Below are 19076 nucleotides of genomic sequence, written 5' to 3' on the forward strand. Positions count from 1 at the left end.
ATAGTGATGTGGTCAGCGGCGGAGGGCCTAGCGAAGCTGAGCCCACAGGGTAGGGAGTTTCCTCGTGATCACTCTTCAACTTAGGGAACGACGTGCCTGGGATGGCGGCCCCGGGGCGCAGGGCGGCCTTTCGGCCCCATGCGAAGGGGGCGCGGACTGATGGGCGAGGAATCTGCCGACGCAGGCCGGGTGTCCCGTCGAACCGTTTTGAGGCTGGGTGCGGCAGGGGGTGCCGGTGCCGCGCTGGTTGCCGCGCAGGGCCTGGGGGTGCCGTTTCTCGCGCAGAGGGGTCTGCTCACGGCCGACGGCGCGTTCGCCGCCACGTCCGCAGCGCTCGGTGACACCCTGTTCTACATTGAGAAGTTCCCGACGAGCCCGCTGATCCTCTCGCCGTTCAGCGACCGGCTGCCCATCCCGAAGGCGCTCGCCCCGGTGCCGAAGTCGGTGTACAGCGCCTGGCCGAAGCCGCCGGGGCCCGGACCGGGCCAGCAGAACTCGCTGCGCAACGAACGGCATCAGATCTGGCCGAGCCAGATCGGCTATCCGGACCCGATCGTCTACAAGATCGACGTGCAGCTTCGGACCCACTCCTTCACCACGTCGCAAGTGCTGCCGATCGACTCGGACGGAGAGCCGACGGAGTCGTTCGACTCATCCGGCAGGACGTACGCGGCCGGCACGAAACGCACATTGCCGCCGAGCACGATCTACGGCTTCAACGGCACCTTCCCCGGCCCGATGATCAACGCCGAGTACGGCAGGCCGGCGCTCGTCCGCTTCGAGAACCACCTGGACGAGAACCCGCTCAACCTCGACCGCCAGGATTTTGGCGCCCCGGACTGGTCCTTCCTGACCCACCTGCACAACGGTCACACCGCGCCCGAGAGCGACGGCAACCCGCACTACTCGATGGTGTCCGGGCCGAAGCACCCTGGCTTCAGGCCGCAGATGTTCGTCGACAACCTGTACCTGAACTGGCCGGCCGGTGGAGACGACCGGGAGAAGCAGAGCTTCTTCTGGTTCCACGATCACACGATGGATCACACCGGCTCGAACGTCTACAAGGGCCTGGTCGGCCTGTACCCCATCTACGACCCGAAGAACGGTCTGGACATGGGGGACGAGCGGCGGGGCCTCCGGCTTCCCGGCGTCCGCACAAACAACTCGGACGGTTCCTTCGACGTCAAGTACGACATCCCGCTGGCCTTCTCCGACTTCCGCCTTGACGACGGCGACACGGTGCACAAGGACATCCATGACGTGCAGGGTGAGTTCCCGGACGCCAAGAACCCGGCCAAGCACCCCGAGTGGTGGGGCAAGACGTTCTACAAGCACTTCCCCAACCACGGTTTTGTGGGCGACATCTGCACAGTCAACGGAACGGCCTTCCCGGTACTGGAGGTGAAGCGGCGCAAGTACCGCTTCCGCTTCCTGGACGCCTCGGTCTCGAGGATCTACGAATTCAAGCTGATGAGCTCGACGCAGGGTCCCAAGTCGTCGGCGTCGCTCGGCTACGTCGACGACGAGCTCCAGGGCCAGTACCGCATCCCCGACGCCCAGCAGTGCATGAAGTTCACCCAGATCGCCTCGGACGGTGGGCTCCTGCCGTTCGCGATCAAGCGGGACTCGTTCGAACTGTGGCCGGCCAAGCGGCGCGAGGTCATCGTCGATTTCACCAGGTACCAGGACGGCACGCCGACCACTAAGGGCGACGTCGTCTACCTCACCAACGTCATGAAGATGCCCAACGGGCGGATGTGGTCCAACTCCTCCCGCTTCTTCCCCGATCCGGCCTACAAAGTGCCGCTGCTGAAGTTCGTGATCGGCGACAGCGCGCCGGACGACAGCCGGATCCCGGCGGCTCTGACTCCTCTGCGTCCGCTTCCGCCGCTGCCGAGCAACTGGCGGAACCTGTTGGACAACCGCCTGATCTTCGAGGTGAAGCGGGGCGCCCTGGGCGGCGAGACCGAGTGGCTCATCAACGGCAAACCCTTCGACCCGACGACGGTGGCGACGAGCCTGAGAAACAAGGCCGGCGCGACGCCGCTGGCCGCGCCAAAGAAGAACAGCTTCAACCTCTGGGAGGTCCGCAACGGCGGCGGCGGCTGGGTGCATCCATTCCACCTGCACATGGAGGAACACCGAACCGTCATGCGCAACGGCAAGGACGTGACTGTTACGCCGGATACCGGGCATCCCGACGACGTCTCGAAAGAAGACCTGGCGGCGCTCGACCCGAACGAGTCGGTGATCCTTTACCGGGGATTCCGGGACTTCGTGGGGCCGTACGTGGCGCACTGCCACAACCTTGCGCACGAGGACCACGCCATGATGTTCGGCTGGGAGATCAGACCATGACGCTGCGGGAGATGATCGAGAACACAAAGCTCGCCAACGCCGGGATCGAACGCAGCGGCTCGATCCCGGGCCGGCCAGCTGTTCCGTGGCTGACGGTTGTATCCCTGTCTGTTGTGATGGCCTACGCTGACGGCTTCTGGATGATGTCGCTGCGCGGTGCCGTAGGGGCCATTGAACGCACGGAGGAGCCATTCGCGAGCTGGCTGCGTGAGTCCACCCTGGTCCTGCCGGTTTTCGTCTTCGCAGTGCTGGGCGCCATGACGCTGGCGCTCCATCTATTCGGGCCGGAACTGCGCAAGTCGAGCACGGTTCTGACGGCACTGCTGATCGTTGCGGCCGGAACCGCCGCCGGCATCGCATTCATCACGCTCAACTCGGCCTACGATTATCAGCTGCAGTCAAATCAGCTGCAGCTGATTGATTCGATGAGCCATACCTGCGCCGAGGGGAGCTGCCTCGCGCTGCAACAGCAGGCGTCTTTCGGGCTTCAGATGCGCGCTGTGGGCTACGGCAGCGGGATACTCCTGGTCACCAACCTCGTCCTGGTCGGCTGGGTTGTGGCGATTCGGGGCGGCCGATTGGACGTCAGCAGGACCCGGCGGCGAACTGCTCGCGGCAGGGGAATTGACCACCGACGGCTGTTTCTAGCTGCAGCGCTGGTCGGCAGCGCCGCCATCCACGCTGCAGTCGTACCGGAGCATTTTGGCGAGTGGGCCGCAGCCGGTGTCTTCTTCGCAATTCTCGCTGCAGCCCAGCTTGCCCTTGGCCTGTTGTCGCTAGGCAGGCGGCACCGTGCCCTGCTCAAGGCTGTCGCGGCCGTCTCGATTGTTCCGCTGGCGCTGTGGTTGTGCTCCCGGACCGTCGGACTGCCTTTCGGACCCGCCGCCGGCTCCCCTGAATCGGCCGGTATGCCGGACATTGCTGCCGGCGTCCTGGAGTTGGGCACACTGCTGGTTGCCGTCGCCCTGCTCCGTGACAGGGACCGGCTCCCCAGACGCCCCTTAGTGTCAGCCCACATCCGCTCGCTCCCGGTTGTGGCGGCGATCGCTATTGGCGTCCTGGGTCTCGCCGGAACCGCCCCAGCCTGGTTCGGCAACCCGGGTAGCTCCGGGAACGAGTCTGTAGAGTTCCCCCACCACTGAGGTGCACGGGTTCCCCTGACCGGGCATAACGGACTACTCCATAACGGCTGAGTTTCCGCTAGTCGATGATTTTCAGGCCGGTGCCCCAGTTGAAGGTTGGATACGCGGGGTTGGCCTGCAGCGCCATCACCAGCAGCATGAAGCCCTCCAGTTCACGGGCGTGGCGTAGTCCGCCCACTTGGAGCGGACGCAGCCCGGCGGCTTCGGCGAAGGCCGCGACCTCGTTGCGGGCCTGTTCGGAGTCCGAGGCGATGAACACATCCATCGGTGGGCCTCCGGCCGTACCGGAGCCGAGTGGGCCGGCGAAGGTGGTGTTGAAGGCTTTCACCACCCGTGCGCCCGGCAGCAGTGCGGCGATTTCCTCGGCCGCCGACGTCCCCGGGGCGACAACGAGCGAATCGAAAGTCTCGGTGTCGATGGGATTGCTGATGTCCACCACGGTCTTGCCGCTGAGCGTATCGCCGAAGTGTGTGGCAACTTCCTTGGCCGGGCCGAAGTACAGTGCCAGGATGACGATGTCGCCCTCGGGAACCTCGCTCAGGGCGCCGGGGCTAGTGTTGCCGCCAAGTTCAGCAGCGAGCTTGGCGGCATTCTCCGGAGTCCGGTCCAGAACCTGGACGGAACGACCGGCGGCGACAGCCCGGGTGCCGATTGCCCGTGCCATGTTGCCGCTGCCGATGATCGTGATGTCAGTCATGATGGAACCTTTCCGAGGTTGCCGGGAACTGCCGGATCGGCAATTCCGGGAATCAGCTGTGCGCGTGGTCCGGACCAGAGAACCCGGCGGTGCCCACGCCGGCCGCGCGTTCGGCGGCGGCCAGGGCATCTTCCAGGCGCTCCACAGCCGGGGCGTAGGCGGCATCCGTGCATGCACGATCCGTGCGGCCGCCGAGGCGCTCGGCGGCCTTGATCGCCCGGATAAGGGCCGCCGTTTCCGGCTGCCGGGGATCGCTCATCGCAGGGTAGTCAATCGAGAACCCCGGATCCAGTTCGTACCGCTGCCACCGGGCGAGGGCGCTCCGGTGCCGTGCGGCCGCCGCCTCGTTCTTGAGCTGGGTCTCCCGGCTGGCCCGGCGGGCATCCTGCCGGGCCAGCAGCCGGGGTGCCGCTGCCAGCGCCGCCCAGGCCGCCCCTGCGGCCAGCATCCCGAGCGCCAGACCGGCCCAGGGCCAGGTTGAGGAGGCAAGGACTATGACGGGCACAACGACGGCGAGTCCGGCGAAAACGTCCCAAAACGCGCCGTCTGCGCCTTCTGAGGGTCCGTCTTTGGCTGCCAGATGCTTGCGGGCGAAGTAGACCGCGGCGAACGCCGCCCCGGCAACCAGGATGGCGAGGGCGAGGAACTGCCCGGCCGCGAGGGCACCGGATAGTGAAAGCGTCATTGCACACCTCCCCGGAACGGTCCCGGGCGGGCGCTGTTCCGCTAGTTCCATTGGAATCCCTGGCGGCGGGGCCGTCAATGCCCTGCCCGGCCGGGGCTATGCCGCCCGCCGGCACAGGCCGCCAAGGCTGGCGCGAAGGCCCAGCCACGGTTCCGTCACGGATCCTCCCGGCGTAGCCTAGGGGCCATGCGACTGAAAATGTGCAGTATCCACGTCAAGGATCCAGCCTCGGCCCATGAGTTCTACACCGGCACGCTGGGCTTCGAGACCCTGATGGCCATGCCGGAACACAACCTGTTCATCGTCAAGGATCCGGACGGTGCCGGGGGTGCCGGACTGCTGCTGGAGCCCAGTGACAACCCGATCGGCGCGGCCTACATGAACGGCCTGCACGATGCCGGAATTCCAGCGATCGTCTTTGGCGTGCCGGACGTGCGCGCCGAATATGACCGGCTGGCGGCCAAGGGCGTGATGTTCCAGGCGGAGCCATCCGAGGGCCCCGCCGGGACCAGCGTGGTGATGGATGACGGGTGCGGGAACTTCGTGCAGCTGCACCAGGACTAGTTACCGGACCAGCCACGTCCGCGTGGGTTAGGCGCGGGGCCTAACGGCTCACTTTGTCCTTGTCCGGGTGCTCGTCGCCGATATGGCCTGGCGCGTTGGCGGCCAGGACCCGCGCCACAAAGGAGCCGTATTCCTCCATGTAGTGCCGCAGCAGCCCGGCCGTGGCTTCGTCCTTGACCTCGCCGTCCTCGCCGTAAACCTCCGGAACAAAGCGGATGTACGCCTCCGGCGCATTCAGCTGCGGCGCGTCGAGGAAGCTCAGCACGCTGCGGAACGAGGACTGCATCACTGCGGTCCCGATGCCGCCCGGGGAGGCGCCGATGATCCCGGTGGGCTTGCGGGCGAAGGAGTTGGTGCCCCAGGGCCGGGATCCCCAGTCGATGGCGTTCTTTAGCGCTCCGGGGATGGACCGGTTGTATTCAGGGGAGACGAACAGGATGCCGTCGGAAGCTGCGACGGCATCCTTGAGGGCCTGCCCCTCAGGCGGAAAAGCGGCATCAAAATCGGGGCTGTACAACGGCAGGTCTTTGATGGGGATCTCCGTGAACTCCAGTTCCGCGGGTGCAAGCCGGATCAGGGCCTTGGACAAGGTGCGGTTGATGGAACTGCTCGAGAGACTCCCGACAAAATATCCGATCTTGAAGGCCATGGCCTTTTCCTTCCCGATGATCCGCCGGTGGCTGGTGGATGGGGACTCGGAGGGGGATCGGGCCGGCGGTCCCGACTCATTCCGCGAGCATAGTCCTGGGTCCGCGGGATGAAAATAGGGGCCGGAAGAAAGTGCGTGCGGCTATTCGGCCCTGGCGCGGGCTTTCTTGGCGTCCTTCTTGGCGGACTCGTCCTTGACCCGCTGGGCCTCGGCACGGACGGCGGCATGGGTGGCGCGTTCGGCGACAAGCCATGCCGGGGGAGCCTGGAGCAGTGCGGTGATTTCCGCCGTCGTCAGCGCTTCCTCAACACCACCGCGGGACAGGCCGCTGATGGAGACGTTGAGCTTCTGCGCCACAACGGGCCGCGGGTGCGGGCCGTTACGACGCAGTTCCGCCAGCCACTCCGGCGGGTTGGCCTGGAGCTCGACGAAATCAGCGCGGGTGATGGCCGAATCCTGGAACTCCTGGGGTGTCGCCGGCAGGTAGATGCCAAGCTTCTTGGCAACGGTGGCCGGCTTCATGGACTGGGAGTTTGCAGAGGTCATAGTTCAAGGGTATCCGGCGGGATGCCCGCAGGGCACCAGCTCAGCACGAAACCCAGTACCAATCCGGCACCAACTCCGGCACGGTGCCGACACCGGGGCGGACCCCGGCGCCAGCGGTGGCGGTACTGTGAACATGTGTCCGCAGCAGAAGAAGCACCCCAGACCCCCGACGAAACCGCCGTCGTCCCAGCCGTTGCAGTTGGGCGCGAGCTGCGCTTCGCGTACGTCGCCGGTGTGACACCGGGAAAATGGATCCGGCGCTGGGAGGAGCGGATGCCGGACGTGCCGCTGCACTCCTTTATGTCCGACGACGGCGCGCAGTTATCCGTGCTCCGCGACGGTTCCGCGGATCTGAGCTTTGTCCGGCTCCCGGTGGAACGCGAGGGCCTCAGTGTGATCCCGCTCTACGAGGAACAGCCAGTGGTGGTGGCACCCAAGGGGCATGAGATCTCTTTGTTTGAGGAAGTGGACCTGGCGGACTTGTCTGCCGAGACCTTCCTCGACGCGCAGGAACTCGGCGGCGCCGCGATGGCCCTGCAGGTGGTGGCATCCGGTGCCGGGCTGGTGATCCTGCCGATGTCCGTGGCCCGGCATTTCAACGTCAAGGACACCGTGGCGCGGAAGCTCACAGGTGCGCCCGGAACGGAGATCGCCCTGGCCTGGCCCAGCGACACCACGGACGAGGTCATCGAGGAATTCATCGGGATTGTCCGCGGACGCACCGCGGCGAGCTCCCGCCAGCCCTCGGCGCAGCAGGAGAAACCCAAACGGGAGCCCAAGCCGGACCGGCGCGGCACCGGAGCCGCCAAAAAGCCCAAGGTGGCGCAGCGTTACGCACCAAACCCGGACAAGGGCCGAGGCAAGGGATCCCGGAAAAAGGGGAAACGCTAGGGCGCTGCCCGCTCCCAGCGTGGGTTACTTGGCGCAGGCGTCCTGAAGGGCCTTGACGGGTTCGGCCGGAACCTGGTCGCCGGAGTCAGCGATCTGGCGCAGCAGGGTGGTGATCTCTGCGGGTGCACCCGCGGTTTCCGCGCCGGCGACAAGGCCGCCCAGCAGTTCTTTGTCCTTGACGCTGACCAGGCCGTCCTCCACCAGGGCGCAGGCCTGCTTCTTCACTTCAGTGCCGGCCGCCGCGGCAACCTGGGATGCCCCGTCGTTGACGGCTTTTTCGGCAGCGCCCTGCACTTGGCCACAGCCGCTCAGGGCGACCAGCGAGGCGGCAGCGGCAAGGGCGGCGAGACGTCGTTTCATTCATCCACCCTAACAAGCGCGCCCGGTGCCGCGATCCCGGAAAATGGGGAAACGCTAGGCGTAGCCGCGTGAGCGCCGCCGCGCATAGGCTCGGTTAGTGGACATCGTCGAGTTTTTGACCGCACGGATAAAGGAAGACGAAGCTGCCGCCCTGAAGCTGCTCGGCGACCCCACGCTGGCCGTGTCCGGCGAGTGGTACGAACGCCGCCTGCTTCGCGAGTGCGAGGCCAAGCGCCTGCTCATCGGCATTATCGAATCCGCCCGCCAGTCCGTGCTGGCCGCGCTGGTCAGCCAGGATTCCGCCGACGCCGGATGGGTTCCGGATGTCATTGAATGGACCACACTGTCGCTGAATACGTTGGCCCTGCCGTACGCCGACCACCCGGAATTCCAGGCCCACTGGCGGATGCCCGGGTAGGGGTCAACCGGGAGCCGTTGACGGGTGCCGGTCCCGCCCCGTAGATCAGGGGGCACGTGCGCGACATCGTGTTCTCCACACCAATACGCACACAGATGGCGTCAGCGGGGGAGGAGGCCTGAGAATTCGTGGTTTTGGAAGACAAGGGGGTCTGTCGTGCTACTCGCGCTGAGGCCGAGGACGGGTGCCAGGACGAAGGCGTGGTCACCGACGGGCGTGACGTTCTCGAGCTGGCACTCCATGGATGCCAAAGCGCCTGTGACCAGCGGAGCGCCGAAATTGCCCCGGGTCCAGAATTCGTCGTCGAAGCGGTCTGCGTCCTTTTTGCCGAGTTTGCGGCAGAACTGTTTTTGGGTTGAGGCCAGGATGCTGATGCCGAGCACTGTGGCTTTGTTGAGTTGTGGCCAGCTCGTGGATTCGTGGCTGACGAAGAAGCCGACAAGACAGGGGTGCAGGGAAATGAAGACGAATGATCCGACGATCATGGCGGCTCGTTCACCGGTGAGTTCGGGCTGCCCGGCGACGACGGTGACGCTGGTGGGCACCTTGGACATCACGTCCCGGACATGAGTGGGATCGATGGTGCTGAGCTGTTCGGTGACGATGGTCATGGTGCCTCCTTTGGCTACCGGTGCTGCTGTGGACGGCGCGGTTCCTCTTTCGTGGAGGCCTACGGGAGTTGATGGATGGCTCAGGGTGCCACCAGCGTCGTAAATCTGGCCGGTGGCACCTGACATGTAGGGATGCCATGGAAGGGCCGCTCTTGACGTTTAGCCGACAGGTTGGGTTTCTGTATGCGGCGCGGGTGCCTGGGCCTTCTTGCCGGCGTTGGTGAGGAGGCTTGCGGTGTATTCGGAGAGCCAGCCGAGGCCGGCGCCGGCGATCAGGGCCATGCAGGTCCCGGCCGCATCGAAGGTTGTGCCGAAGTACGCGGCACATCCGGCGAAAGCTCCGGGGATGAAGCCCAGAACGGTCCAGCGTGCCTGCACGCACATCCCGAAGGCGGCGATGGCGACGGAGATGCCGAGCGCGCCCGGGATGGGGAGGTTCGCCGCTCCCCAGACGATGGCTGCGCCCCACAGGATGCCGGAGAGGTTGGCGGGGATGGTCTTGAGGAGCCCGGCGGGTTTGCCTCCGGCGGCGAAGAAGCATGCCCAGGAGAGGAACCCGACCCAGGTGATGAGGCCGAAGAGGGTGCTGAACTGGGTCCAGAGTCCGGCGAGGATGCCGGCGGTGATTCCGATGGTGACGAGGGGCTTCATTTGGTGTTCCTTCAGGTCAAAATGGCGTCATTGTCTTTTGAAAGGAATGAACTGAGCACGGCCCCGGCCAGAAGCCGGGGCCGTGGCGGGTTAGAGGTGGGTCAGTGCGAGGTCTGGTGCTGCTTCCGGGGTTGCCGGGCTGTGTTCGGCCGGTGCGCGGTGGAATTCGCCGTTTTTCATGACGGCGGTGATCTTGGTGATGTCCTGCAGAATCGTGATGTCCTCGAGCGGGTTGCCGTCGACCAGGATGAGGTCGGCGTAGAAGCCGGGCAGGACCTTGCCGAGCTCGTTGGGCTTTTCGAAGAGTTCCCCGCCGAGGGCGGTGGCGGCGATGATGGCCTCCATTTCGGTGTAGCCGAAGAGCTTGACGAAGTGGTCCAGGTCGCGGGCGTAGGTGCCGCGGGGTGTCCAGGCGAAGCCGTAGTCTCCGCCGGGAAGGACGCGGATGCCGCGGCGGCGCATTTCCTGGATGGCTTTGCAGGCGATTTCGAGTTCGCGGGCGTAGCCGGCTTTTTCGGCGGCTTCGTGGGAGTAGCCGAACGCGGCGGCGTCGTTGAGGGTGGCGACGATCCAGTTGATGGCCGGGGCGACGAAGACTCGGTCCTTGGCGGCTTCGAGCATGTCCATGCCTTCGTCGTCGATGTATGAGGCATGGTAGATCATGTCCACTCCGGTCTTCAGGGAGATGATGACCGAGTCGCGGCTGCGGGCGTGGGTGCAGACGCGGACGTGACGGCGGTGGGCCTCGTCCACCGCGACCTGGAGTTCCTCTTCGGTGATGTAGGTGTCAGTGGCTGCCTTGGAGCCGGTGATTTCCTCACCGGAGATGCTGAGCTTGATCTGATCCACGCCCAGGCCGATAGTTTCGCGGACGACCTTGCGCATTTCCTCGACGCCGTCGGCGATCTGGGTGATGCCGGGGACGAGGTCGCCGGCAGTGGTGGCGATTTCCTGGCCGTTCGCCAGGTAGCGGGGGCCGGGAATGTCGCCGGCGTTGATGGCGTTGCGGACGACAACGTCGAGGCGCTTCTTGGCGCTGGCGGCGCCGAAGCACATGGTGTAGCCGTAGTCGATGTAGGTTTTGGCGGACTGTACGGTGTGGAGCAGGTGTTCTTCGACCTGCATGGTTTCCAGACCGTTGAGGTCCCCGTCGTTCCAGGTGAAGTGGGTGTGTGCGTCGCACAGGCCCGACATCAGGGTCTGGCCGCGGCCGTCAATGACCTTGACGCCCTCGCGGGGCAGGTTCCCTGAACCGGCGCGGACGTCGGTGATGCGCTCATCGACGATCAGCACTTCGCCCAGGAAGGGCTGGGCTCCGGTGCTGTCGAGGATGTTGACGTTGGTGAAGAGAGTTTTCGACATGACTTCGTTGTCCTTATCTTGAGATGGAGGCGGTGGCGCGGTTGTTAGGGGGCCTTGCGGATCTGCATGGTGATGTTCTGCTGGCGGCGGGACTGGCAGCCGGGGCTGGCGTTGCTGCACGCGCAGGTATTCTTTGTCGACGGCGTGAGCGTTGTGCTGGTGAGGAAGTCGAGGACGGCGGCGGTGACGAAGTCCGGCGCCTCGGGTACTGTCCAGTGGCCGGTTCCCGGGGCGACCAGAAGTTCGGCGCTGCCCAGCTCTGCTGCCATGGCCTCGTTGGAGGCCGGGGTGCTGACTTTGTCCTCGCTGCCGGTGAGGAGCAGGACCTTGGACAGGATCGTGGTCAGGTCCGGGTTTCTCGCGGCGGCGAGGGCCTCGCAGGCCTGGGCGTACGCTTCCGGGTCCTGGCCGAGGAGCAGCTCGCGGACGAAGGGCCGGACCAGCGGGTTCCCGATCGCTGCGTGGTCGGCGGTGGCGGCGTTGGCGACAGTGTCGGCTACGGCAGCCATGCCCTTCTCCCTTACGAGGACGGCGCGTGCACGGGTGGCGTCCTTCGCGGCCTGGGCCTGTTCGCGGACCGGGCCGAGCAGGACGACTTCCCGGACCAGGTCCGGGCGCGTCGATGCCAACTGCTGGACGATGAGGGTCCCCATCGAGTGCCCGACGAGGTGCGCCCGTCCGGAGGCAGTCTGGGACTCGATGACCAGGGCCAGTTCGGCGGTCAGGGATTCGAGGTTGAGTCCCCCGGCCCGGGGTGAGCGTCCGTGTCCGCTGAAGTCATAGCGGGTGACCCGGAACCGTTCGGCCAGCGAGGCGACAAGGGGTTCGTAGAAGCTGGTGGTGCCGCCGAGCCCGTGGACCAGGACGATGTCCGGGCCGGAGCCCGTGGTTTCGACGAAGAGCTGTTTCGTGCCGACGGCCGTCAGGCCGGCGGCGACGGTTGCGGTGCTCATCGTCCTTCTCCGACCCGGTTGCTCAGGGTGCCGAGCTTGCTGATGCTGATCTCGACGACGTCTCCGGTGGTCAGGAACCGCGGCGGGGTGAAGCCGATGCCGACGCCGACCGGGGTGCCGGTGGCGATGATGTCGCCGGGCTGGAGCGTGATGCCGGCGCTGATGGTTTCGATGATCGTGGGGATGTCGAAGATCAGGTCGGCCGTGGTTGCCTTCTGCCGGGTTTCGCCGTTGACGGTGCAGAGCAGGTCCAGCGGGCCGTCGCCGACCTCGTCGCGGGTGACGGCCCAGGGGCCCATCGGTGCGTGGGTATCCAGGCTTTTGCCGAGGAACCACTGCTTGTGGTCTTTCTGCAGGTCGCGGGCGGTGACGTCATTGATGATCGTGTAGCCCCAGACGTGGTCCAGCGCATCGGCCTGGCTGATGCCGCGGCCGCCCTTGCAGATGATGACCCCGAGCTCGGCTTCGTAGTCGAGTTCGGAGGTGACACCGGTGTGGGGGTCGATGTCGGCGCCGGTGCCAATCACGGTGGAGGGGGCCTTGGTGAACACGACCGGGTATTCCGGCTGGTGGCTGGCGCTGGCCGTGGCGTCGTAACCGGAGTTCGCGAATTCCTTGGCGTGTTCGACGTAGTTGCGTCCGACGCAGAAGATGTTGCGGCGGGGGAGCGGGATCGGGGCCAGCAGTTCCACGTCGGTGATGTTGACGGCCGGGCCGGTGCCGGCGGCGATCTGCGCTGCGGCGTCGTCCCAGTTGTCGATGAGTGCGAGCAGATCCTGCGAGCCGGGAACGGCGGTCACGGTCGAGGCGTCGTCGCTGAGGACGCCGGTCTGCTCGGTGCCCTGGTGGCGGAAAGTTACGAGTTTCAAAGTGATCTCCTTTGATCGATTATCGATAATTGATGAATAAGACGATACATGAGGGTGATCGGCATCACAAGGGGAAGGCTCAAGAATCCATCGCCGGCAGTCTTTGGATCCGGGTTAGCCCTTAGGGAGGGTCTACTCCTGGGGGAGGACGGAGTATTCGTGCTGGTGCTCGATGACGAGCCTGGTGCAGAGTTCCGGCGTACCGTTTTCGAACGCTTCCAGGATCGGGACATGGGCTTCGGCAGCGGCGTGCAGGTCCACGTGGCCACGGACGACGGTGGCCATGGTCCGGGCCTCGACGTACAGGGAATCCCAGATTTCCGCCATGAGCCGGTTCCCGGTGGCGACAACAACGGCGCGGTGAAAAGCTGTGCTGTATTTGGCGATGCCATGGGCATCGTTCGCTGCAGCGGCTTCGCGCATGCCTGCCAGCGCTTGGCGTAGTGGTGACGGGTCGGCGTGCAGGGCCGGATAAGCAGCTGCGGCGGCCGTTCCCTCCAAGGCCAGGCGGACAAAATAAACCTCCGCAAGGTCATCCTGGGAAGCAGACCTGACGAAGGTTCCGCGGCGGGGGATGTTTTCGACCAGCCTGGTGGAGGACAGTTCCCGGAGGGCTTCGCGCACTGGAGCCTGGCTGACGCCGAACTCCTTGGCGAGCTGGAGTTCCACGAGGCGCATGCCGGGAGGGTAGGTGCCGTCGACGACGCGGTCCACGATGGTCCTTCTGACCTTTTCCGAGAGGCTCTCGTTATCGAATGCTGCTGACACCGCCATGACATAAGTCTTTCACAGTGCGTCCTTCGCACCTGCTGCTTCAGAGTCGCTCCAAGCTTGTTCATGTTATAGGCCTTGCAGTGCAGGCTCCGGGTCCCTGAAGGCGGGCGCGCGGGCTCGAGCGCCGGCAGCCCCGGAAACCTGCAGGAAATCTCACCGGCCTAGTCTGGTCACACCGCGGCATCTGCGGTCCGCCAGCCGGCCGGTTCTTGAAGGGATTCCGTCATGCACCTCTTGCCCCGTGAACAGGAAAAGCTCATGATCGTGGTCGCCGCGGACCTCGCCCGCCGCCGCCAGGGCCGCGGACTGAAACTGAACTTCCCCGAGGCCGTCGCCGTCATCAGCTACGAACTGATGGAGGGCGCCCGGGACGGCCGGACCGTGGCGGAGCTCATGAGTTACGGAACCACCCTCCTTAGCCGCGACGACGTGATGGAGGGCGTACCGGAAATGATCCACGACGTCCAAGTCGAGGCCACCTTCCCGGACGGCACCAAGCTCGTCACCGTCCACGATCCCATCCGCTAGGGGGCTTTCATGATTCCGGGAGAATACGTTCTCAGCGCCACGGCGCTGGTGATCAACGCCGGCCGCGAGGCGGTGACCGTCGCCGTGACCAACACCGGTGACCGCCCCGTCCAGGTGGGCTCGCACTATCACTTTGCCGAAGCGAATCCGGCGCTGCATTTTGACCGGCAAGCCGCCTACGGCCGGCGCCTGGACATTCCCGCCGGCACCGCCGCACGGTTCGAACCGGGGGACAGCAGGACTGTCCGGCTGATTGAACTCGCGGGCAGCCGTGAAGTGCACGGCCTCAGCAACGCTGTCAACGGCGCCCTCCACAAGACCGGACTCCATGTTTCCGAACTCCACGTTTCCGAACGGATAGGTGACGCACCGTGACTTTCGAGTTGTCCCGCAGGCAATACGCGGACCTCTACGGCCCGACGACCGGCGACGCGATCCGCCTGGCCGACACCGATCTGTTCCTTGAGATCGAGAAAGACCTCACCGTCTACGGCGAGGAAGTGGTGTTCGGCGGCGGCAAGGTGATCCGCGACGGCATGGGCCAGAACGGCCAGTTGACCCGGGACGGTGACGTCCAGGGGGGAACCATCCCGGACACCGTGATCACCAACGTGGTGGTGCTGGACTACACCGGCATCTACAAGGCCGACGTCGCGATCCGGGACGGCCACATCTTCCGGATCGGCAAGGCCGGCAACTCGCAGATCACCGACGGCGTGGACATCGTGATTGGCGCGAGCACCGAGATCATTGCCGGCGAGCGGAAAATCCTGACGGCCGGCGGGGTGGACTCCCACATCCATTTCATCTCCCCGGACCAGGTTCCCGCGGCCCTGTGCAGCGGGGTGACCACCATGGTGGGCGGTGGCACCGGTCCCGCCGAAGGCACCAAGGCCACCACCGTCACGCCCGGAAAATGGCACATCCAGCGGATGCTGCAGGCTGCCGAAGGGCTCCCGATCAACATCGGCCTGTTCGGCAAGGGGCACGCGTCCGCCGTCGAGCCTCTGGCCGAGCAGATCCGCGCCGGCGCGATCGGGCTGAAAGTCCACGAGGACTGGGGTTCGACCACGTCCTCCATCGACACCGCGCTACAGGTCGCAGATCAATACGACGTCCAGGTGGCCCTCCACACCGACACCCTGAACGAGTGCGGCTTCGTGGAGGACACCATCCGGGCCATCGGCGGCCGCGTGATCCACACCTTCCACACCGAGGGCGCCGGCGGCGGGCACGCCCCGGACCTCATCAAGATCGCGGGGCTGCCCAACGTCCTGCCGGCATCCACCAATCCCACCCTGCCGTACACGCGGAACACGATCGAAGAGCACCTGGACATGCTCCTGGTCTGCCACCACCTGAACCCGGACATCCCGGAGGACGTGGCGTTCGCGGACTCCCGCATCCGCGCCGAGACTATCGCCGCCGAGGACGTCCTGCAGGACCTGGGCATCTTCGCGATCACGTCCTCGGACTCCCAGGCCATGGGCCGGGTGGGCGAAGTGATCATCCGCACCTGGCAGGTGGCCGACAAGATGAAGAAACAGCGCGGCGTGCTCAAGGACCCCGACGGCTCAGGCGACACCGCAGCCGGTGTGCACGGCGCCGCTGCGGGTCTGGGGGCGGAGAGCGACAACTTCAGGATCAAGCGCTACGTGGCGAAGTACACCATCAACCCGGCCATCGCGCAGGGCATGGCCGACTCGATCGGTTCGGTGGAGGTCGGAAAGTTTGCCGACCTGGTGCTCTGGGACCCGGCATTCTTCGGGGTGAAGCCGGAGCTGGTGCTCAAGGGCGGCCAGATTGCCTACGCCCTCATGGGGGACGCCAACGCCTCGATTCCCACCCCGCAGCCGCGGACCATGCGCCCGATGTTCGCCGCCTACGGCAAGGCGCTGCAGCAGTCCTCTATCACCTTCCTCTCCCAGGCCGCCATCGACGCCGGGGTTCCGGCGGAGCTCGGACTGGAGAAAGTCATCCGGCCGGTGTCCGGCATCCGCAGCCTCACCAAGGCGGACCTCAAGTTCAACGGCGCCACCCCGGATATCGAGGTGGACCCGGAAACGTATCAGGTGACGGTCGACGGCGAGGACGTCACGTGCGAACCGTCGGACGTCCTGCCCATGGCGCAGCGCTACTTCCTTTTCTAGGCTTCCAGAGGAGACGACCATGATCATTGAAAAGGTCCTCGGCAACACCCACGACCTCCCTCCCGGCCCGGACCCGTATATAGGGCTTCACCGGGAAAAAGTGGTGCTGCCCAGCGCCCAGCTGGTCAAGCGCATCCAGCGCGTCACCACCGACCACGGGAAGGAACTCGGCATCCGCCTCCCCACCGGTTCCGGGGACCTGCGCGACGGCGACATCCTGCACGTGGCCGGAACCAACATGATCGTGGTGTCGGTGCTGCCTACAGATGTCCTGGTTATCGCCCCGCGCTCCATCCATGAGATGGGCGTGGTGGCGCATTCCCTGGGCAACCGCCACTTGCAGGCCCAGTTCTTCGACGCGTCCTCGGACTATGGGGCAGAGGTGATGGTCTGCCAGTACGACCACACCGTGGAGGACTATCTCAAACACGTCGGAGCGCCCTACGACCGCCAGGAGCGCGTGATGCCCGTCCCCTTCCGCCATGCCGAACACAGCCACTAGCTCCGCGTCCTACCAGTTGGCATTGCAGCAGCTGACGGATTCGGCGCTGCCTACCGGGGCGTTTGCTCACTCGCTCGGGTTTGAGACTTATATTGAGCGCGGGCTGGTGCGGGGTGAGGCGAGCTTTGGGGTGTGGCTAGCGGCGTTCATTTCCCAGCAGCTCACCTACTCGGACGCCCTGGCCATCCGGTTCCTGTATGAGGGTGTTGCTGTTGGTGAACTGGATGCGTTGCTGACCGCCCAGTTGCTGCCGCGGCAGCTGCGCGAGGCCAGCATCAAGATGGGGAACCGGTTGCTGGAGATCGGGGCCGAGATTTTTCCGTCCCCTGCACTGGCCGGGTACCGGGAACTGGTGACTTCCGGCCGTGCCGCCGGGCACCAGCCGTTGGCGTTTGCTGTGATCGCCCGATCCCTGGCTGTCCCGCTGGGCGAGGCCTTGGGCGCGTACTTGTTCGCCACGGTCACGTCGTTGACTCAGAACGCGGTGCGGGCAATTCCGCTGGGGCAGAACGCCGGCCAGCGGCTCCTGCGGAAGGCGGCCGACGACGTCGCGGCCGCGGCCGAGCGCGCGGGCCACCTCACGCCTGACGACTTTGGGGCCGTCAGCCCCGGACTCGAAATTTCGCAGATGCGGCACGAACGCCAGCGCGCCCGCATGTTCATGAGCTAACTGACCTGTACGAAAAATGCTTCAAGAAATATGTCTGGAGAAGAATATGTCTGAGCCCATCAAGATCGGCATCGGCGGCCCGGTGGGTGCTGGCAAGACCCAGTTGGTGGAGCGCCTCACCCGCCACATGAGCCGGGACATCTCCATGGCGGCCATCACCAACGACATCTACACGATCGAGGACGCCAAGATCCTCGCCGCCAACGGGATCCTCCCGCTGGACCGGATCATCGGCGTCGAAACCGGCGGCTGCCCGCACACCGCCATCCGCGAGGACACCTCCATGAACACGGCGGCCATCGAGGAGCTGAAGAAGCGGCACCCGGATCTGCAGGTGATCTTTGTGGAATCCGGCGGCGACAACCTCTCCGCCACCTTCAGCCCCGAACTGGTGGACTTCTCCATCTACATCATCGACGTGGCCCAGGGCGAGAAAATCCCGCGCAAGGCCGGCCAGGGCATGATCAAGTCCGACCTCTTCATCATCAACAAAACCGACCTCGCGCCGCACGTGGGCGCGGACCTCTCCGTCATGGAACGGGACTCGCGCGAATTCAGGGGCGAGAAGCCGTTCTGCTTCACGAACCTCAAGACCGACGAAGGGCTGGAGCGCGTCATCGAATGGGTGCGGCGCGACGTCCTGATGCTCGACCTGGCGTCATGAGCGCACTGGGGCTGAATCCTGGCGAGCTGATCGCTGAGGCGGCGAGGCCGGATTTTGGGGCCGCGGCGTGGTGGGCACCGCGGGGGGCCCACTACCGCGAGGGCCCCGGCTCGAGCTTGCGAGAGTTGGGAGCGGTTGGAGACGGGCACGGCCCCAACTCCGGTGAAGCCGCCGGAGCCAACCAGAGCGTCCGGGAACCGATGGGGGAGCTCGAACTCGTCGTCACTGAACGTGCGGGAAAGTCTGTGGCGTCGCATCAGTTCCATCGGGGGGCCTTGAGGGTTTTGCGGCCGCACTACTTGGATGACTCCGGGCAGGTTTGTTATGTCATTGTGAATCCGGGTGGGGCCTATTTGGGGGCTGATCTTTATGTGATTGATGTGGAGGTGGCGGACGGGGCGGAGTTGCTGCTCGCTACGCAGTCGGCCACCAAGATCTACCGGACTCCTGGATCCTTCGCCGAGCAGCGGATGAGGCTGCGGCTTGGGGAGGGGGCGCGGTTGGAGTTCGCCCCGGACCAGGTGATCGCCTACCGGGAGGCCAGCTACCGACAGAATACCCGCGTGACGGTGCGGCCGTCGTCGAGCCTGATCATGGCCGAAATTATCACCCCGGGGTGGTCGCCGGACGGCGACTCGTTCCGGTACGAGGAGCTGCGGTTGCGGACCGAGATACGGGTCGAGTCCGGGGGCGCGGCCGGGCTGCTGGCCCTGGACAACGTGCTCCTCCGCCCGTCCCTGGGCGATGTCACCGGTATGGCGTTCATGGAGGGCTTCAGCCATCTGGGGTCGCTGATCGTGGTGGACCCGCGCGTGGACCAGGCCCTCGCCGACGAACTCCACGAGATCACGGCGGGGTTCGGCGCCCACACCGGCATTTCGCTCACGGCCGCCGTGCTGGGAACGGCCGGGCTGGTGCTGAGATCGCTCTCCAACAGCACGGAGGAACTCCAGCGCGTTGCTGGAGCCGCCACGGCCCTGCTACGCAAACGCTGGTACGGCCAGGATCCGCTGGATCTGAGGAAGTACTGAT

At 65.6% G+C, this 19076-nt stretch carries 23 protein-coding genes; 12 read left to right on the forward strand and 11 right to left on the reverse strand.

Annotated elements, in window-relative coordinates; genetic code table 11:
* Window positions 1-159 precede the first annotated feature (159 nt).
* Both AC1DR1_RS02280 and AC1DR1_RS02285 read left to right on the forward strand, forming a co-directional pair.
* Complete coding sequence (locus tag AC1DR1_RS02280; RefSeq protein ID WP_229994277.1) at window positions 160-2358, forward strand: multicopper oxidase family protein; 2199 nt, start codon at window positions 160-162, stop codon at window positions 2356-2358.
* Window positions 2355-3500 carry a hypothetical protein gene (locus AC1DR1_RS02285; protein WP_229994276.1) on the forward strand — a complete coding sequence of 382 codons (1146 nt, stop codon included), beginning with the start codon at window positions 2355-2357 and terminating at the stop codon, window positions 3498-3500. The genes AC1DR1_RS02280 and AC1DR1_RS02285 overlap by 4 nt, the downstream gene beginning before the upstream one ends.
* A gap of 58 nt (window positions 3501-3558) precedes the next feature.
* On the opposite strand, the gene AC1DR1_RS02290 is transcribed toward AC1DR1_RS02285, so the two are convergent.
* Together AC1DR1_RS02290 and AC1DR1_RS02295 are read right to left on the reverse strand one after the other, a co-directional pair.
* The gene (locus AC1DR1_RS02290; RefSeq protein ID WP_229994275.1) at window positions 3559-4197 is read right to left on the reverse strand and encodes an NADPH-dependent F420 reductase; all 639 of its coding nucleotides are present in this window, start codon (window positions 4195-4197) and stop codon (window positions 3559-3561) included.
* A 52-nt stretch (window positions 4198-4249) separates the two neighbouring features.
* Window positions 4250-4882 carry a hypothetical protein gene (locus AC1DR1_RS02295; protein WP_229994274.1) on the reverse strand — a complete coding sequence of 211 codons (633 nt, stop codon included), beginning with the start codon at window positions 4880-4882 and terminating at the stop codon, window positions 4250-4252.
* A gap of 186 nt (window positions 4883-5068) precedes the next feature.
* Here AC1DR1_RS02295 and AC1DR1_RS02300 point away from each other — a divergent pair, with 186 nt between their 5' ends.
* Window positions 5069-5446: a VOC family protein gene (locus AC1DR1_RS02300; protein ID WP_229994273.1), complete on the forward strand. Its 378-nt coding sequence runs from the start codon at window positions 5069-5071 to the stop codon at window positions 5444-5446.
* A gap of 40 nt (window positions 5447-5486) precedes the next feature.
* Here the strand turns inward: AC1DR1_RS02300 and AC1DR1_RS02305 are convergent, their stop codons facing one another.
* Window positions 5487-6095: an NADPH-dependent FMN reductase gene (locus AC1DR1_RS02305; protein ID WP_229994272.1), complete on the reverse strand. Its 609-nt coding sequence runs from the start codon at window positions 6093-6095 to the stop codon at window positions 5487-5489.
* A gap of 141 nt (window positions 6096-6236) precedes the next feature.
* Window positions 6237-6641, reverse strand: coding sequence for a DUF5997 family protein (locus tag AC1DR1_RS02310; RefSeq protein ID WP_476992124.1), 405 nt, complete (start codon window positions 6639-6641; stop codon window positions 6237-6239).
* A 135-nt stretch (window positions 6642-6776) separates the two neighbouring features.
* Here AC1DR1_RS02310 and AC1DR1_RS02315 point away from each other — a divergent pair, with 135 nt between their 5' ends.
* Window positions 6777-7532: a LysR family substrate-binding domain-containing protein gene (locus AC1DR1_RS02315; protein WP_229994270.1), complete on the forward strand. Its 756-nt coding sequence runs from the start codon at window positions 6777-6779 to the stop codon at window positions 7530-7532.
* Window positions 7533-7556: 24 nt separating this feature from the next.
* On the opposite strand, the gene AC1DR1_RS02320 is transcribed toward AC1DR1_RS02315, so the two are convergent.
* A complete protein-coding gene (locus AC1DR1_RS02320) occupies window positions 7557-7892 on the reverse strand; it encodes a hypothetical protein (RefSeq protein ID WP_364746676.1) in 336 nt (111 codons plus the stop codon).
* 97 nt (window positions 7893-7989) lie between these two features.
* On the opposite strand from AC1DR1_RS02320, the gene AC1DR1_RS02325 reads away from it, so the two are divergent.
* Window positions 7990-8310 (forward strand): DUF6221 family protein, encoded by a 321-nt coding sequence (locus AC1DR1_RS02325; protein ID WP_229994268.1) that lies wholly within the window; start codon window positions 7990-7992, stop codon window positions 8308-8310.
* Window positions 8311-8411: 101 nt separating this feature from the next.
* Here AC1DR1_RS02325 and AC1DR1_RS02330 read toward each other — a convergent pair whose 3' ends face one another.
* The 6 genes from AC1DR1_RS02330 to AC1DR1_RS02355 form a co-directional block, all read right to left on the reverse strand.
* On the reverse strand, window positions 8412-8921 hold the full coding sequence (locus tag AC1DR1_RS02330; protein ID WP_364746679.1) for a flavin reductase family protein: 510 nt from the start codon (window positions 8919-8921) through the stop codon (window positions 8412-8414).
* A 159-nt stretch (window positions 8922-9080) separates the two neighbouring features.
* Window positions 9081-9572 carry a DUF1097 domain-containing protein gene (locus AC1DR1_RS02335; RefSeq protein ID WP_229994266.1) on the reverse strand — a complete coding sequence of 164 codons (492 nt, stop codon included), beginning with the start codon at window positions 9570-9572 and terminating at the stop codon, window positions 9081-9083.
* Between the two features lie 90 nt (window positions 9573-9662).
* Window positions 9663-10934 (reverse strand): metal-dependent hydrolase family protein, encoded by a 1272-nt coding sequence (locus tag AC1DR1_RS02340; RefSeq protein WP_476965984.1) that lies wholly within the window; start codon window positions 10932-10934, stop codon window positions 9663-9665.
* Between the two features lie 44 nt (window positions 10935-10978).
* Entirely contained in the window at window positions 10979-11887 is a 909-nt protein-coding gene (locus AC1DR1_RS02345; protein WP_476965985.1) for an alpha/beta fold hydrolase, read from the reverse strand.
* The gene (locus AC1DR1_RS02350; RefSeq protein WP_476992125.1) at window positions 11884-12756 is read right to left on the reverse strand and encodes a fumarylacetoacetate hydrolase family protein; all 873 of its coding nucleotides are present in this window, start codon (window positions 12754-12756) and stop codon (window positions 11884-11886) included. The genes AC1DR1_RS02345 and AC1DR1_RS02350 overlap by 4 nt, the downstream gene beginning before the upstream one ends.
* Before the next feature lie 132 nt (window positions 12757-12888).
* Complete coding sequence (locus AC1DR1_RS02355) at window positions 12889-13530, reverse strand: GntR family transcriptional regulator (protein WP_476965987.1); 642 nt, start codon at window positions 13528-13530, stop codon at window positions 12889-12891.
* A 225-nt stretch (window positions 13531-13755) separates the two neighbouring features.
* Between AC1DR1_RS02355 and AC1DR1_RS02360 the strand changes: the two genes are divergently transcribed.
* The 7 genes from AC1DR1_RS02360 to AC1DR1_RS02390 all read left to right on the forward strand — a co-directional run bounded on the left by AC1DR1_RS02360 (window position 13756) and on the right by AC1DR1_RS02390 (window position 19075).
* Window positions 13756-14058, forward strand: a complete 303-nt coding sequence (locus AC1DR1_RS02360; protein WP_229994261.1) for an urease subunit gamma — start codon at window positions 13756-13758, stop codon at window positions 14056-14058.
* A gap of 9 nt (window positions 14059-14067) precedes the next feature.
* Window positions 14068-14433: an urease subunit beta gene (locus AC1DR1_RS02365; RefSeq protein ID WP_229994260.1), complete on the forward strand. Its 366-nt coding sequence runs from the start codon at window positions 14068-14070 to the stop codon at window positions 14431-14433.
* Window positions 14430-16208, forward strand: coding sequence for an urease subunit alpha (gene ureC / locus AC1DR1_RS02370; RefSeq protein ID WP_476965988.1), 1779 nt, complete (start codon window positions 14430-14432; stop codon window positions 16206-16208). Before AC1DR1_RS02365 ends, ureC begins: the two co-directional genes overlap by 4 nt.
* A 19-nt stretch (window positions 16209-16227) precedes the next feature.
* Entirely contained in the window at window positions 16228-16710 is a 483-nt protein-coding gene (ureE, locus tag AC1DR1_RS02375) for an urease accessory protein UreE (RefSeq protein WP_476965989.1), read from the forward strand.
* The gene (locus tag AC1DR1_RS02380) at window positions 16691-17380 is read left to right on the forward strand and encodes an urease accessory protein UreF (protein WP_476965990.1); all 690 of its coding nucleotides are present in this window, start codon (window positions 16691-16693) and stop codon (window positions 17378-17380) included. Before ureE ends, AC1DR1_RS02380 begins: the two co-directional genes overlap by 20 nt.
* A 46-nt stretch (window positions 17381-17426) precedes the next feature.
* Complete coding sequence (gene ureG / locus AC1DR1_RS02385) at window positions 17427-18044, forward strand: urease accessory protein UreG (protein ID WP_476965991.1); 618 nt, start codon at window positions 17427-17429, stop codon at window positions 18042-18044.
* Window positions 18045-18244: 200 nt separating this feature from the next.
* A complete protein-coding gene (locus tag AC1DR1_RS02390) occupies window positions 18245-19075 on the forward strand; it encodes an urease accessory protein UreD (protein WP_290369372.1) in 831 nt (276 codons plus the stop codon).
* Window position 19076: the final 1 nt, after the last annotated feature.

It is taken from the genome of Arthrobacter sp. P4_F10, from assembly GCF_056401435.1.